The following is a 14,189-nucleotide window of genomic DNA, read 5'->3' as shown; positions in this document are numbered from 1 at the left end:
GAAACGTGTCATGCATGAATTGTCGATCTCCCGCTATATTGCCGCCGCGCCGGACAAGGTCTGGGACATCATGGTCAACCGCCAGAACGAATGGTGGTGCCCCGCGCCATGGCGGGCCGAGGTGGTGCATCAGGATCGCCGCCCGGGCGGGGCCTGCGAAATGACCATGTTCGGCCCCGATGGCGAGGTCATGCCGATGCGCGGCATCTATCTGGCGTGGGACGAAGGGCGGCGTTTTGTCACCACCGATGCGGTCAATGGCGATCTGGAGCCCTCCGGCCCCTTTATGATCGGCATCTGGCAGGTGGACGCCGAAGGCGAAGGCACCCGCTATACCGCCAGCGCCCGCCATTGGAGCGCCGAGGCGATGAAGCAGCATGAAGCGATGGGCTTTACCAATGGGTGGAGCGCGTGTGCCGACCAACTGGCCGCGCTGGCCGAGGCTTAGGCAAACCCCGGCAATTTGCGCAGCATCTGATAGGCCTCGACCACCTGTTGCAGTTTGCTTTCATGGCTGCGGTCGCCGCCGTTGCGGTCGGGGTGATAGCGGTGGACGAGGTCGGAATAGCGCACCCTTAATTCGCGCCGATCCGCGTCGACCCCCAGCCCCAGCGTATCGAGCGCGCGTTTTTCCTCTTGGCTGGCGATGCGGCCATCGGGCCATGCCATAGGGCGCATCGCTTCCCTGGCGCGGCGGGCGCGCTGGCTGATCGCGTCCAGCGGATCGGCGAAATCGGCCCAGCGCGGGGCCGAATCGATGCCCGCTGTTGGGCGAAAGGCTCGCGTTTCCTGTTCCCAGCCATGGATCGGCGATTGCGCCGCCCAGATTTCCTCCGGGCTCATGCCCTCGAAATAATCGTAACCGGCGTTGAAGGCACGGATATGGTCAAGGCAGAACCAGCGGTAATTACCCGGCCCGTCAAAGCCCGAAGCCTTGGCGCCGGGCGCGCGAAATTCGCCCGCCTGATCGCATCCGGGCCATTCGCATGGACGCTGCGAGTCCCTAACCCTGCCGTGAAATCTGTCCTGAACCATCTTTTCCCCTTGGCGACAAATGGGCTAGGAGGAAAGACCCTGCTTTAAGGAAACCTTCTATGTCCGGCCCGCTTGCCACGGAAATCACCCAACGTCTGACCGCCGCTTTTGCTCCCGCGCGGCTCGATGTCATCAACGATTCGAGCAGCCATGCCGGACATATGGGCGACGACGGAACGGGGGAATCGCATTTCACCGTGGTGATTGAAAGCGCCGCCTTTGCCGGCGTCAATCGCGTGATGCGCCAGCGGATGGTCAATCAGGCGCTGGGCGATATTCCGGGTCAGCGGGTTCATGCGCTGGCGATCCGCGCCTTTGCCCCCGGCGAGGCGGCGTGAATCAGCGCCGGATTCGCCGCGCCTCGCGCATTCTCTTGCTCAATGAGGCGGAGGAATTGCTGCTCTTCCGCTTCACTCCCGATGATCGCGCGCCCTTCTGGTGTGCGCCCGGCGGCGAGGCAGAGGATGGCGAGACCTATGAGGAAGCCGCCACGCGCGAATTGCACGAGGAAACCGGCATTCACGCTGATTGCGGGCCGGAAGTCACCCGCGTGATCAGCGATTTCGTCACCCTTGCCGGCGAGCCGGTGACAGGTGACGATCGCTATTTCCTGCTGCGTGTGGCCGATCCCGCCATCGACACGGCGGGCCATACGCCGACCGAACAGGCCATGATGCGCGAATATCGCTGGTTTGCGCGCAAAGAGATCGCCGGTTGGCCCGAAACGATCTATCCTGAGGATATGAGTGAAATGCTGGGGCGCGTGCTGGGCGCCTGAAACGGGAAAGGTGCCTTGTATGGATTCCCTGTTCGAGATTGCCGCCTATCATCCCATGCTGACGCTGCTGATTATCATCGCGGCGGTGCTGGCGCTCAAATCCTTTGGCATCAATCAGGAGTTTCAGCGCGCCGTGGTGTTCCGCCTCGGGCGTCTGGCCGAAACCAAGGGGCCGGGCTGGTTTTGGCTGGTGCCGTTGATCGACCGGGTGGTCAGGGTCGATCTGCGCGTCATCACCTTTGACCTCGCCACGCAGGAGACCGTGACGCGCGATGGCGTGGCGGTGCGGGTCAATGCGGTGCTGTGGTTTCGCGCGGTCGATCCGGCGCGGGTGGTCACGACGGTGGTGAACTGGCAAGGCGCGGTGATTCAGGCGGCCGAGACGGGGATGCGCGATGCCATCGGGCAAAGCGATCTGGACCAGATGCTGAAAGATCGCGCGGCGATCAATTCGCGGCTGCTGGTCTTGCTGGAGAAGACCTGCGCGCAATGGGGCGTGGCGGTGGATGCGGTCGAGATCAAGGATCTGGACATTCCCGAACAGATGCAGCGCGCCATCGCCCGCGAGGCCGAGGCCATCCGCGAGAAACGCGCCCGCATCATCAAGGCCGAGGGCGAGGCCGAAGCCTCGCTGCGGCTGAGCGAGGCGGCGCAGGTCATCGCAAAGGTGCCCGGCGCGCTGGAATTGCGCCGGTTGCAGACGCTGAGCGAGATCGGCGTCGAGCATAATTCGACAATCATCGCCATGTTCCCCACCGAGATCCTTGAGGCGGCCAAGGCGATCAGCCGCAAGGACTGAACCACTCCACCCAAGCGCCATGGGCATGGGCCGCGCCCAGCAAAGTCGGTTCCTCGCCGCCGGGCCAGTAGCGCACACGCAACTCATGGCGAAACGTGGTCCGATTCGTTTCCAGCATCACCCATGCCAGCGGGCGATCTGGCGTGGCGCGCGCCCCTGCGGCCTCCATCGCGGCGGTGATCCGCGCGCGGCGCTCATCGCCCAGATATTGCCAGACGATGGAGTGATAGAGCACCCGGCACACCCCCGCCTCCTGTGGCGCGGCAAGTCGGCGCTCGACCCAATCGGCGGCATCGGCCTGCGTCAGGATCGGCGCCCGCTCCTGTGCCAGCGCGATCACGCCATCGAGCCGCGCCATCCTCTCATGATTCTCTGCCCAGACATAGGCGCGCAGCCGCAGCGCCGCCGCCGGATCAGACAGGTCGATGGGCGCGCGGTCGCAACCTTCGATATGGGTGATCTCCACCTTGCCCGAGGGCGGAGGAGGCCCGCGCCATTCGGGACGGATCGAAACCGGGCTGCCTTCCTCACCAACGCGGACGCTGCCCAGATCATAGGCATAGCGCTCCATCATAGTATTGGCGCCTGCGCTGCACCCTATCTCATTCATTTCAAAGCGCGATCCCACGCGCCCGGAGAGCCATAGCAGCCCCGCCATGATGCCCGCCGAACGCCCTGCCTCATTGGTCTGGGGCGGCCCGTCGAACCATGGCAGCAGCTCTGCGTCATGGCGCGCCACAACCTCGGTCACAATCGCGCCCGCATCTTCCACCTCGCCGCGATAGACCGCCCCCAGAGCCGGTTCCGCCCCCGACAGCCACAGGTAATGCAGCCCGCCTGCCAGGCGCAGCGGCATTGCGTCCTCCAATGAAAGCCCCGGCCAACCCCGCATCCGCGCGCCCACCAGAGTCGGCCCCGACAGCAACCCCGCCATGCCGCGCAGCACGCGCGCGGTGATCGGCGCGCTGTTCTGATCGCAATGGCGCGCCTGCCATTCCAGCGTGTCATGGACATGGGCGATTTCCATGATCGGATTCTGTGCTGTCATGGCGGTTGCTCTGGGCTCCAATGCAAACTAATGCGGCGCGCATGTCATTCTCGTCCAAACCGCTCACCTTTGCGATCCCCAAGGGGCGCATCCTCGATGAAGCTCTGCCGTTGATGGCGCGCGCTGGTGTCGTGCCCGAAGCGGAGTTTCATGACAAGAAGTCGCGCGCGCTGTCCTTTGCCGTCGAAGGCTCGGACATGCGGCTGATCCGCGTGCGCGCGTTCGATGTCGCCACATTCGTGGCGCATGGCGCGGCGCAGGCCGGGATCGTCGGCTCGGATGTGGTGGAGGAATTCGCCTATCCCGACCTTTATGCGCCGGTTGATCTCAACATCGGCCATTGCCGCCTGTCGGTGGCCGAACCCGTCGATGCGGGCGATACGGCCAGCGCCAGCCACCTGCGCGTGGCCAGCAAATATCCGCATCTGACCCACAAGCACTATGAAGCCAAGGGTATCCAGGCCGAGGTGGTCAAGCTGAACGGCGCGATGGAACTGGCGCCGATGCTGGGTCTGTCGGGGCGGATCGTCGATCTGGTGTCCACCGGGCGCACGCTGAAGGAAAACGGCCTGCGCGAGACGGAAGTCATCATGCAGATCTCGGCGCGGCTGATCGTCAACCGGGCGGCGCTCAAGACCGATCCGCGCGTGGGCGAGCTGGTCGAACAGTTCCGCAAGATGGCGGCGGAAAAGGTCGAAGCATGATCCGGCTTAATTCGCGGGACGCCGGCTTTTCCGAGGCGTTCGAGAAAATCGTGGGCGACCGGCGCGAGAGCGATGCGGGCGTGACGCAGGTGGTGCTCTCGGTTCTGGCCGATGTGCGGGCGCGCGGCGATGCGGCGCTGGTGGATTACACCGCGCGCTTTGACGGCCATGCACTGGAAACCGAGGCCGACTGGCGGATCAGCGCGGAGGAATGCCGCGCCGCGTTTGAGGCTTTGGACCCGACCCTGCGCGATGCGCTGGAAACGGCCGCACGCCGCATTGCCGCCTATCATGAGGCGCAGAAACCGGAGAACCGCGACTATACCGATGCGGCGGGCGTACGCCTCGGCGCGGTGTGGCGGCCGGTGGACGCGGCGGGGCTGTATGTTCCGGGCGGTCGCGCGGCCTATCCGTCCTCGCTCTTGATGAACGCCATTCCGGCCAAGGTGGCGGGCGTTGAGCGGCTGGTGGTGGTCACGCCTACCCCGCGCGGCGCGGTCAACAGCCTCGTTCTGGCCGCCGCGCATCTGGCGGGTGTGGACGAGATCTGGCGCGTGGGCGGGGCGCAAGCCGTGGGCGCGCTGGCCTATGGCACGGATCGGATCAAGCCGGTCGATGTCATCGTCGGCCCCGGCAATGCCTATGTGGCCGAGGCCAAGCGCCAGCTTTACGGCGTGGTGGGCATCGACATGGTGGCCGGGCCTTCGGAAATTCTCGTGGTGGCCGATGGCAAAAATAATCCGGCGTGGATCGCGGCCGATCTGCTGTCTCAGGCCGAGCATGACCCGGTGGCCCAGTCGATCCTGATCACCGATGATGCCGATTTTGCCGATGCCGTGATCGCGGCGGTCGAGGTGGAACTGCAGGCTCTGGCCACGCAGACCACCGCGCGGCAATCTTGGAATGATTACGGCGTGGTGATCGTGGTCGATGATCTGATGGGCGAGGCCCCGGCCCTGTCCAACCGACTGGCCGCCGAACATATCGAAATCGCCATCGACGATCCGGACGCCATGTTTGCGCAAATCCGCCATGCGGGCAGCGCCTTTCTGGGCCGCCACACGCCCGAGGCGATCGGCGATTATGTCGCCGGGCCGAACCACGTTTTGCCCACCGGCCGCCGCGCGCGTTTCGCCAGCGGGCTTTCCGTGCTAGACTTTATGAAGCGTACCAGCTTCCTGCAACTTGACGAAGCGGCTCTGGCTGCTATCGGCCCGGCCGCTGTGGCCCTTGCCGATGCCGAAGGGCTGCCCGCCCATGGTCGCTCTGTCGCGATCCGGCTGGGTCAATAAGGCCGCCCCGATAAGGTCGGCCCCAATAAGGAATTTTTCGATGAGCAAAGCTCCCAAGTCCCAGTCCCGCTCGGTCGCCCGCCTTGGCGCGGTGCAGGCGCTGTATCAGCATGCGATGGAAGGCACGCTGCTGCCGGTGCTGCTTGATGAATTCCACCGCCACCGTCTGGGCGCGGAAATCGAGGACATCCAGTTTGCCGATGCCGACCGCATCCATTTCGACGATGTGGTCAAGGGCGTGCTGGCGCGGGCCGAGGAAATCGACGCGCGCATATCCGAAAAACTGGCCGAGGGCTGGCGGCTGGAGCGTCTGGACAAGACCATGGTGCAGATCCTGCGCGCGGGCACCTATGAGCTGCTGGCCCGCGACGATGTGGCCGCACCCACGGTCATCAACGAATATGTCGATGTGGCCCATGCCTTCTTTGACGAGCGCGAAGCCAAATTCGTGAACGGCGTGCTCGACGCCATCGCGCGGGCGGCGCGTTAATCCGCTTGGGGCGGGAACTGGCCTTTATCGAGGCGCTGCGCGCGCTGGCCAGCGACCCCGCCGCACGTGGGCTGGCCGATGATTGCGCAGTGCTGCCTTTTGGCAGCGAGACGCTGGTTTTGACCCATGACACGATGGTGGCGGGGGTGCATTTCCTGCCCGATCAGGACCCGGCCGATGTGGCATGGAAACTGGTGGCCACCAATATGTCGGATCTGGCCGCCAAGGGCGCGGTGCCGATGGGCGTGCTGCTCTCCTATCAACTGAACGGCGCCGAACCGCGCTTCCTCGTCGGCTTGGCCGAAGCGCTGGATGAATATGGCGCGCGACTGCTGGGCGGCGATACGGTCAGCAGCGATGGGCCGCAGGTGCTGGGCCTGACCGCCATCGGGCGCGCATCCTTTTTGCCGGTGCCGGGGCGCAATGGCGCGCAGGTGGGTGATCTCGTCTATATCACCGGGCCGGTGGGCGGCGCCATGGTGGGGCTGGAAGCCTTGCGCCTTGGGCTGCCCGAATCCCAAAGCCTCGCCTATCGCCGCCCTCAGGCCCATCTGGGCGAGGGTCAGGCACTGGCCCCTTTCGTTACCGCGATGATGGATGTTTCGGACGGGCTGCTGCTCGACGCCTCGCGCATGGCGCGGGCCAGCAAGGTGACGATCAGCCTTGAGAGCGCGGCAATCCCGCTGGCCTGTTCCGAAGACCGGCGCGATGAAGCCTTGCGCTGGGGCGATGATTATCAATTGCTGCTGACCGCGCCGCCCGAGCTGACGCTGCCTTTGCCGATGCACCAGATCGGCGTGGTGGTAAAAGGGCAAGAGGCGCCGGTGCTGATCGACGGCGCCCCTCCCCTTGGCTCACTGGGCTATCAGCATTAAATCCCCACTTAAACCCAGCGCCCGCGGATCACGGTCTGCAGGCCCCATGCCCCGCCGATAATCAGGCCAAAGGCGGTGGTCGACAGGCCAAAAGGCGCCTGCCAATGCCACAGGTTCATCGTCTGGGCGATCAGCGGCGCGATAAAGCCGATGCCGAAAAAGAACGGCATCCAATAGAAGACCTGCTTGAGCACATTTTCCATCGGCTTAGCTCCCCTTGACCGCAGGCCCGCCAACAGGCGGCAGCGGCGACACATCCACCCCGCGCGCCTCCAAAATATGGCGCATCGCGTAATAGGCATGTTTGGTGCGGTGGTTCGGGATGCCCGGATACATGTGATGGATGATGTGATACTGCATCCCCATCGACATCACATGGCCCAGCTTGCTCTTGAACAGATTGGTGTTCTCATAGCGGCCGGTCTTGCCCTCGCGCGGGTGATGCGGCGCCCAGCTCAGATAGAAGCGGATATAGGACAGGCCGACATGCCGCGGCAGCCACCAGAGCAAAGCCGCCTCGATCGCATAGCCATTCCACGACATGGTGAACAGCACCGCCATGAAGAACAATTGCAGCAGCATGGTTTCCTTGAGCGCCCGCTGGGCCTCGGGCGTGCCCATTTCGGCCAGGATGCGCTTGTAATGATGGATCGAGCCATCGACACCGGGCTGGCGGTTATACCAGGTCTTATAGATCGCCATCCACCAATTGGGCGCCTCGTCGGTATAGTCGGGGTCCTTCAGCGGATCATTGCAGTGGTAGTGATGCTCCAGATGCATGATGCGCGCCATCGAGAACGGAAACACGATGGGGATCGTCGAAACCGCACCCACCGCTTCGTTAAGCCAGCGCAGCTTTTCGCCCTTGCGCGCGATGTTTGAATGCATCGCCTCGTGGCTGGTCACATAGCCGCCCGTGGCGATCACGCAGGAGATCAGACAGGCCAGCGGAAGGTTAAGATAACCCATGATCGCCAGCGGGAAAAACGACACCCACAGCGCAAAGCAGCCAAAGGCCGCCACCGCATAGGGCCACATCCGCCCGCCGTGAAACTGACGCGCGATCTCGATCTCTTCCTTGCGCAGATTGCGGCGCGTGTGCCGGTCCAGCCCATCGTCGCGGCCCAGCGGAATGGCCCGCGCGCCGCCAGAATCCAGCGCGGGCTTATAAAGTGCAGGTTCGACAGGCGCCTTGATCGCGTCCTGAACGAGCTTTGGATCTTCCAGCATTTATCATGCCCCGTCTGATGCATTTCGGACCCGACTCAAGCTTTGGTGAATCGGTCGATAACCATTTGTAAACCATGATGCGCTTTGGAAAAATCCCTAACAGAATCTTAATGGACAATCTGTCCCATTCCGGGGCCGCGCGGATCAAATCACCCTTGCGCTGACTTTTCAGCCCCCTATACCTGTGCAAGCGATGGGCACTGTTTGATCGAACAAGAACAGGCCCGGACAGGAACTGCCGGATTTGCCCGACAGGACCGAAAAGCAGAGGGGATAGCTATGAACCTGGTGCTGATCGCCATGGGCCTTGGGGCCTTGGCCGTTGTTTACGGTTACATCACAAGCAGGCAAGTTTTGGGCGCGAGCGCCGGTTCGCCCCGGATGCAGGAAATTGCCGCCGCCATTCAGGAAGGCGCGCAGGCCTACCTTAAGCGGCAATATACCACGATTGCGATTGTCGGCATTGTAGCGGCGATCATCATTGCGCTGGCCTTGGGCAAGATTGCGGCGATCGGCTTTGTGCTGGGCGCGGTTTTGTCGGGCGCGGCGGGGTTTATCGGCATGAATGTGTCGGTGCGCTCGAATGTGCGCACGGCCGCCGCCGCGCAGCAGGGCCTGCAGGCGGGCCTGACACTGGCCTTCCGCGCGGGCGCGATCACGGGGATGCTGGTGGCCGGACTGGCGCTGCTGGCGATTGCCGGGTTCTTCTGGCATCTGACCTCGACGGGTGGCTTCGGCCATGGCCTTGCCCCCAATGACCGGACCGTGGTGACGGGGCTGACGGCGCTGGCGCTCGGGGCTTCGCTTGTGTCGATCTTTGCTCGGCTTGGCGGCGGCATCTTTACCAAGGCCGCCGACGTGGGCGCAGACCTTGTCGGCAAGGTCGAGGCGGGCATTCCCGAGGATGACCCACGCAACCCCGCCGTGATCGCCGACAATGTGGGCGACAATGTGGGCGATTGCGCCGGTATGGCCGCCGACCTGTTCGAGACCTATGTGGTGACCGTGGGCGCAACCATGGTGCTGACCGCGCTGCTAGTCAAAGGCACGGGCAATCTGATGGCGCTGATGAGCCTGCCGCTGCTGATCGGCGGCGTGTGCATCGTCACCTCGATCATCGGCACCTATTTCGTGCGATTGGGCGCGAGCAACAACATCATGGGCGCGATGTACAAAGGCTTCCTTGTCACCGCGATCCTATCGATCCCGGCCATCGGCTGGGCGATCCATACGGCGGTGGGCGATTTCGGCACGCCAATTGACGCATCGGGCCTGACTGGCGGCGCGCTGTTCCATTGCTCGCTGCTGGGTCTGGTCATCACCGGCCTCATCATCTGGATCACCGAATATTACACCGGCACCTCCTATCGCCCGGTCAAGTCCATCGCCAAGGCATCCGTGACCGGCCATGGCACCAATGTCATCCAGGGCCTTGCCATCAGCCTTGAGGCGACCGCCCTGCCCACGCTGGTGATCGTGGCGGGGATCATCATCGCGTTTAAGCTGGCGGGCCTGATCGGCATTGCCTATGCGGCAACGGCCATGCTGGCGCTGGCGGGCATGGTGGTGGCGCTCGACGCTTATGGGCCGGTGACGGACAATGCAGGCGGCATTGCCGAAATGGCCGATATGGAAGCCTCGGTGCGCGAAAGGACCGATGCGCTCGATGCCGTCGGCAACACGACCAAGGCGGTGACCAAGGGTTATGCCATCGGTTCGGCGGGGCTGGCCGCGCTGGTGCTGTTTGCGGCCTATACCACGGATCTGCGCGAGTTTTTCCCGCATTTGAGCGTCAATTTCAGCCTTGAAAATCCCTATGTCATTGTCGGACTCTTGCTGGGCGCTTTGCTGCCCTATCTGTTTGGCGCGATGGGTATGACGGCGGTGGGCCGCGCGGCGGGCGATGTCGTGGTCGATGTGCGCGAACAGTTCCAGAGCAACCCCGGCATCATGGCGGGCACGTCCAAGCCCGATTATGCCCGCACGGTCGATCTGGTCACGCGGGCGGCGATCAAGGAAATGATCGTGCCCAGCTTGCTGCCCGTGCTGACGCCGGTGCTGGTCTATTATGTCATCACGCTGGTGGCGGGGCAGGACAATGGCTTTGCGGCGCTGGGCGCGCTGTTGCTGGGGGTGATCGTGGGGGGCCTGTTCGTGGCGCTCTCGATGACCAGCGGCGGCGGCGCATGGGACAATGCCAAGAAGTATATCGAGGACGGCCATCACGGCGGCAAGGGCAGCGAGGCCCACAAGGCCGCCGTGACCGGCGACACCGTGGGCGATCCGTATAAGGACACGGCTGGCCCGGCCGTCAATCCGATGATCAAGATCACCAATATTGTCGCGCTGCTGCTGCTGGCGGCGCTGGCGGGGCATATGGGCTGATCGCTTTTGGCCCTGCGTCCGGTCATTACGCCGGGCGCAGGGTCAGAAAATATCCCGCTTATTCATACTTCCTTTCCGGCTTTCTCCTTAACCTTGGGCGCATATTTTCCGCGCTCACGAGGTAACTGTGGCGAGCCAGCCCAATTTTATTCGCGCCAAGCCTGTTGTCGCGCCTTCGCGCTTGCCACCCGGCCCCAACCCCGCGCCGCAATTGCCGCCCAAACCCGCGCCTGCGGGGGAAATCCGCAGCGTCGACTGGCGCGAGATGCAGGATATGGGGGCGATGTTGGCGTGGGATGCTCTGGCCATGTGGGCCAGCGAGCCGAACCCGTTTTTCGAAAGCTGGTATCTGCTGCCTGCGCTGCGCGGGCTCGATCCCGATGGACGGGTGCGGATATTGCGCTTTGAAATGGGCGGCGATCTGGCCGGGATCATGCCCATTGTGCGCCAGAGCCGCTATTACACCCGCCCCATCCCGCATTGGGCCGGCTGGACGCATCCCAACGGCTTCCTTGGCGCGCCGCTGGTGGCGCGGGGGCTGGAAAGGCCGTTCTGGCGGGCGCTGCTGGCCTGGGCCGATGCGCAGGGCGGGCTGGGCCTGTTCCTGCATCTGGGCGAATTGCCGCTGTCGGGGGCGGTGGCCGATGCCTTGCGCGATGTGCTGAACGAGCAGGGGCGCAACGCCGCGCTAGTGGGGCGCAAACAGCATGTGATGCTGCAGAGCGACCTGTCGCCCGAGGCTTATTTCGAAGCGACGGTTTCGGGCAAGAAGCGCAAGGAATACCGGCGTCAGGCCAACCGATTGGGCGAATTGGGCACGCTGGAATTTGTGCGCCATGAAGGCGAGGACGACCTTTCGGCCTGGTGCGAGGATTTCCTGAAGCTGGAAGCCGCAGGGTGGAAGGGCGAGGCCGGATCGGCGCTGGCCTGCCTGCCCGCGACCACGGCGCTGTGGCGAGAGGCGCTGCATGGCGCGGCGGCGCGGGGGCGGCTTGAACGGCTGTCGATGACGCTGGACGGGCGGCCTATCGCCATGCTGGCAACCTTTATGACCAAGCCCGGCGCCTTCATGTTCAAGACCGCCTATGATGAGACGTTAAGCGCCTATTCCCCCGGCGTGCTGTTGCAGCGCGAAAATCTGGCGATGCTGGATATGCCGGGGCTGGGCTGGGTCGATAGCTGTGCGGATGAAACCCATCCGATGATCACCCACCTGTGGCATGAGCGCCGCCCGGTGGGACGGGTCTCAATCGAGATCGGCGGGGCGGTTCGGCGGGGCCTGTTTGGGGTTATGGCTCGGCGGGAATTGGGCGGGGCTGGGTTTGGGATTTAAGAAGGGTTTTGATGCGAGGGTCTAGACCCTCGCGCTCCCGTTACTGTCTGCGTTGCGTTATGGGTTCAGCCGCAAAGTGTCGGACGCGGCCTCGGAATTTTGAAAAGCCTGCGGCGCAATATACCAGCGCCGCAGGCTTTTAATAAAATAGAACGCCGCCGCAGGAACCCTCCCCATTAACGGGATTGCAAAGGGACAAGTCCCTTTGCCCGCCGGAGGCCCCCTTCATAATACCCCCACACATCACCCCCCCGGATGATAGAAATCATACACCGTCCGCGCCACCGCCTCTGACACACCGGGCGCGCGCATAAGGTCATCGAGCGCCGCCGCCCTCACCCGACTGGCGGTGCCGAAATGCAGCAGCAAAGCCCGCTTGCGCGCAGGCCCGATGCCGGGGATTTCGTCCAGCGGCGAGGCCGTGATCGCCCGGCTGCGCTTTTCGCGGTGGGCGCCGATGACGAAGCGGTGGACCTCGTCGCGCATGCGTTGCAGGTGGAACAGGACGGGCGAATTGACAGGCAGCATTTTCTCGCGCCCATCGGGGAAATGGAACACCTCGCGCCCATCGCGACCATGGTGCGGTCCCTTGGCGATGGCGATCAGCGGCACGTCCTCAACGCCCAGTTCCTCCAGCGCCGCTTTCACCGCGCTCATCTGTCCCTTGCCGCCGTCGATCAGCACGCAGTCGGGCCACTGGCCCTTATCGCGGTCGGGATCTTCCTCCATCGCGCGGCCAAAGCGGCGGGTCATCACCTCGCGCATCATGGCGAAGTCGTCGTTGGTCTGGGCCTCGCGGATGTTCCATTTGCGGTACTGGTTCTTGATGAACCCGTCCGGCCCGGCGCAGATCATCGCGCCCAGCGCATGGGTGCCCTGAATATGGCTGTTGTCGTAAACCTCGATCCGCTGCGGCTCGTCCAGTTCGAGGAAATCGGCCATTTCACGCCAGACTTTGGCCTTGCTGCCGCTCTCGGCCATGCGGCGGTCCAGCGCCTCGGCCGCATTGCGCTCGGCCTGTTCGACAAGGCGCTTGCGGTCGCCGCGCTGCGGGATGGTAATTTCGACCTTGCCGCCTGCGGCCTCCTTCAAGGCCTCGGCCAGCAGATCGGCCTCGGGCAAGGCGCGGTCGAGCAGGATGACGCGCGGGGGCGGCACTTCCTCATAGAATTGCGCCATGAAGCTTTGCAGCACCTCGCCCATCTCCATCCCCTCGGTGCGGGCCGGAAAGAAGGCGCGGTGGCCCCAATTCTGGCCGCCACGGATGAAGAAGGCCTGGATCGCGATCTGCCCCGCCTTTTCGGCGCAGGCAAAGATGTCCGCATTGGGCAGGCCCTCGGCATGGATGGCCTGCGAGCCTTGGATAAAGGTGGCCGCGCGCAGACGGTCGCGCAACATGGCGGCGCGCTCGAAATCGAGATCCTCCGCCGCCGCGCTCATCTGCGCCTCTATCTCGCGCTGAACCGCGTTCGATTTGCCGCCAAGGAAATCCTTCGCCTGACGCACCAGTTCGCCGTAATCCTCCTTGCTGATCCGGTCCACACAGGGCGCGCTGCACCGCTTGATCTGATACAGCAGGCAGGGCCGGTCACGCCGACTGAAGAAGGAATCGGTGCAGCTTCGCAGCAGGAAAAGTTTCTGCAAGGCGTTGATCGTGGTGTTGACCGAACCGGCGCTGGCAAAGGGGCCGTAATAATTGCCCTCGGCCCGGCGCGCGCCGCGATGCTTCATAATTCGCGCAAAATCATGATCGGAACGCAGCAAAATAAAAGGAAAACTTTTATCATCGCGCAACAGCACATTATAAGGCGGGCGAAACCGCTTGATGAGCTGCGCTTCCAGCAACAGCGCCTCGGCCTCGCTGTTGGTGGTCACGATGGTCATGCTTCGCGTCTGCGACACCATGCGTTGCAGACGCAGAGGCAGCCGATCCACCTGCGTATAATTGGCCACGCGGTTGCGCAGCGCCCGCGCCTTGCCGACATAGAGCACGTCGCCGCGCGCGTCCTGCATCCGATACACGCCGGGCCGCACCGGCAAGGTCGCCAGCACCTCGCGGATCGCCGCCACACCCGCGTCCAGATCGGGCCGCTCGCCCCCGCCCCGGATCAGGCTTACCGCCTTGTCCTCATTAAACCGGTCCGCCGCGCGGTCGGGCGGATTGTTCGCATCATCAACCATCCCGCCCAGATAGGCCCCATCACGCAAAAAGGGGAGAGG

Annotated in this window: 15 protein-coding genes; 10 read left to right on the top strand and 5 right to left on the bottom strand. The window is 63.9% G+C overall.

The features are described 5' to 3' along the window. Positions 1-10: 10 nt before the first annotated feature. Positions 11-448 carry an SRPBCC domain-containing protein gene (locus FHW92_RS20670; protein ID WP_168605176.1) on the top strand — a complete coding sequence of 146 codons (438 nt, stop codon included), beginning with the start codon at positions 11-13 and terminating at the stop codon, positions 446-448. Here FHW92_RS20670 and FHW92_RS20665 read toward each other — a convergent pair. After that, positions 445-1,035 carry a DnaJ domain-containing protein gene (locus FHW92_RS20665; protein ID WP_168605175.1) on the bottom strand — a complete coding sequence of 197 codons (591 nt, stop codon included), beginning with the start codon at positions 1,033-1,035 and terminating at the stop codon, positions 445-447. The two genes, FHW92_RS20670 and FHW92_RS20665, sit on opposite strands and share 4 nt — an antisense overlap. 59 nt (positions 1,036-1,094) lie before the next feature. On the opposite strand from FHW92_RS20665, the gene FHW92_RS20660 reads away from it, so the two are divergent. Genes FHW92_RS20660 through FHW92_RS20650 form a run of 3 tightly spaced genes read left to right on the top strand, consistent with a single transcriptional unit; the run spans position 1,095 to position 2,612 of the window. Further along, entirely contained in the window at positions 1,095-1,373 is a 279-nt protein-coding gene (locus tag FHW92_RS20660; protein WP_168605174.1) for a BolA family protein, read from the top strand. After that, a complete protein-coding gene (locus tag FHW92_RS20655) occupies positions 1,370-1,813 on the top strand; it encodes an NUDIX domain-containing protein (RefSeq protein ID WP_168605173.1) in 444 nt (147 codons plus the stop codon). The genes FHW92_RS20660 and FHW92_RS20655 overlap by 4 nt, the downstream gene beginning before the upstream one ends. A gap of 19 nt (positions 1,814-1,832) precedes the next feature. Next, on the top strand, positions 1,833-2,612 hold the full coding sequence (locus FHW92_RS20650; RefSeq protein WP_246870326.1) for a slipin family protein: 780 nt from the start codon (positions 1,833-1,835) through the stop codon (positions 2,610-2,612). Here the strand turns inward: FHW92_RS20650 and FHW92_RS20645 are convergent. Further along, complete coding sequence (locus FHW92_RS20645; RefSeq protein WP_168605172.1) at positions 2,596-3,660, bottom strand: DUF2332 domain-containing protein; 1,065 nt, start codon at positions 3,658-3,660, stop codon at positions 2,596-2,598. The two genes, FHW92_RS20650 and FHW92_RS20645, sit on opposite strands and share 17 nt — an antisense overlap. 41 nt (positions 3,661-3,701) lie before the next feature. On the opposite strand from FHW92_RS20645, the gene hisG reads away from it, so the two are divergent. Genes hisG through thiL form a run of 4 tightly spaced genes read left to right on the top strand, consistent with a single transcriptional unit; the run spans position 3,702 to position 7,021 of the window. Beyond that, positions 3,702-4,364 carry an ATP phosphoribosyltransferase gene (gene hisG, locus FHW92_RS20640; RefSeq protein ID WP_168605171.1) on the top strand — a complete coding sequence of 221 codons (663 nt, stop codon included), beginning with the start codon at positions 3,702-3,704 and terminating at the stop codon, positions 4,362-4,364. After that, a complete protein-coding gene (gene hisD / locus FHW92_RS20635) occupies positions 4,361-5,656 on the top strand; it encodes a histidinol dehydrogenase (protein WP_168605170.1) in 1,296 nt (431 codons plus the stop codon). The genes hisG and hisD overlap by 4 nt, the downstream gene beginning before the upstream one ends. A 40-nt stretch (positions 5,657-5,696) precedes the next feature. Beyond that, positions 5,697-6,146: a transcription antitermination factor NusB gene (nusB, locus tag FHW92_RS20630; protein WP_168605169.1), complete on the top strand. Its 450-nt coding sequence runs from the start codon at positions 5,697-5,699 to the stop codon at positions 6,144-6,146. 5 nt (positions 6,147-6,151) lie between these two features. Beyond that, positions 6,152-7,021 (top strand): thiamine-phosphate kinase, encoded by an 870-nt coding sequence (gene thiL / locus FHW92_RS20625; protein ID WP_168605168.1) that lies wholly within the window; start codon positions 6,152-6,154, stop codon positions 7,019-7,021. A gap of 8 nt (positions 7,022-7,029) precedes the next feature. On the opposite strand, the gene FHW92_RS20620 is transcribed toward thiL, so the two are convergent. Together FHW92_RS20620 and FHW92_RS20615 are read right to left on the bottom strand one after the other, a co-directional pair. Then, positions 7,030-7,224: a hypothetical protein gene (locus tag FHW92_RS20620; protein ID WP_168605167.1), complete on the bottom strand. Its 195-nt coding sequence runs from the start codon at positions 7,222-7,224 to the stop codon at positions 7,030-7,032. Between the two features lie 4 nt (positions 7,225-7,228). After that, on the bottom strand, positions 7,229-8,251 hold the full coding sequence (locus tag FHW92_RS20615; protein WP_168605166.1) for a fatty acid desaturase: 1,023 nt from the start codon (positions 8,249-8,251) through the stop codon (positions 7,229-7,231). Positions 8,252-8,530: 279 nt separating this feature from the next. On the opposite strand from FHW92_RS20615, the gene FHW92_RS20610 reads away from it, so the two are divergent. Next, complete coding sequence (locus FHW92_RS20610; protein ID WP_168605165.1) at positions 8,531-10,636, top strand: sodium-translocating pyrophosphatase; 2,106 nt, start codon at positions 8,531-8,533, stop codon at positions 10,634-10,636. 127 nt (positions 10,637-10,763) lie between these two features. Continuing rightward, positions 10,764-11,969, top strand: coding sequence for a GNAT family N-acetyltransferase (locus tag FHW92_RS20605; RefSeq protein ID WP_349237727.1), 1,206 nt, complete (start codon positions 10,764-10,766; stop codon positions 11,967-11,969). Between the two features lie 243 nt (positions 11,970-12,212). Here FHW92_RS20605 and uvrC read toward each other — a convergent pair whose 3' ends face one another. Continuing rightward, complete coding sequence (uvrC, locus tag FHW92_RS20600) at positions 12,213-14,150, bottom strand: excinuclease ABC subunit UvrC (RefSeq protein ID WP_168605164.1); 1,938 nt, start codon at positions 14,148-14,150, stop codon at positions 12,213-12,215. Positions 14,151-14,189: the final 39 nt, after the last annotated feature.

It is taken from the genome of Novosphingobium sp. SG707 (assembly GCF_012275515.1).
GTDB lineage: Bacteria > Pseudomonadota > Alphaproteobacteria > Sphingomonadales > Sphingomonadaceae > Novosphingobium.
This window is presented reverse-complemented; position numbering and strand designations above follow the sequence as displayed.

Bases quoted from the DNA above. Each gene is read 5' to 3' on its own strand.
- FHW92_RS20670 (WP_168605176.1), top strand. From the start codon at position 11: ATGCATGAATTGTCGATCTCCCGCTATATTGCCGCCGCGCCGGACAAG.
- FHW92_RS20665 (WP_168605175.1), bottom strand. From the start codon at position 1,035: ATGGTTCAGGACAGATTTCACGGCAGGGTTAGGGACTCGCAGCGTCCA.
- FHW92_RS20610 (WP_168605165.1), top strand. From the start codon at position 8,531: ATGAACCTGGTGCTGATCGCCATGGGCCTTGGGGCCTTGGCCGTTGTT.
- hisG (WP_168605171.1), top strand. From the start codon at position 3,702: ATGTCATTCTCGTCCAAACCGCTCACCTTTGCGATCCCCAAGGGGCGC.
- hisD (WP_168605170.1), top strand. From the start codon at position 4,361: ATGATCCGGCTTAATTCGCGGGACGCCGGCTTTTCCGAGGCGTTCGAG.
- FHW92_RS20620 (WP_168605167.1), bottom strand. From the start codon at position 7,224: ATGGAAAATGTGCTCAAGCAGGTCTTCTATTGGATGCCGTTCTTTTTC.
- FHW92_RS20660 (WP_168605174.1), top strand. From the start codon at position 1,095: ATGTCCGGCCCGCTTGCCACGGAAATCACCCAACGTCTGACCGCCGCT.
- nusB (WP_168605169.1), top strand. From the start codon at position 5,697: ATGAGCAAAGCTCCCAAGTCCCAGTCCCGCTCGGTCGCCCGCCTTGGC.
- FHW92_RS20615 (WP_168605166.1), bottom strand. From the start codon at position 8,251: ATGCTGGAAGATCCAAAGCTCGTTCAGGACGCGATCAAGGCGCCTGTC.
- uvrC (WP_168605164.1), bottom strand. From the start codon at position 14,150: ATGGTTGATGATGCGAACAATCCGCCCGACCGCGCGGCGGACCGGTTT.
- FHW92_RS20645 (WP_168605172.1), bottom strand. From the start codon at position 3,660: ATGACAGCACAGAATCCGATCATGGAAATCGCCCATGTCCATGACACG.
- FHW92_RS20650 (WP_246870326.1), top strand. From the start codon at position 1,833: ATGGATTCCCTGTTCGAGATTGCCGCCTATCATCCCATGCTGACGCTG.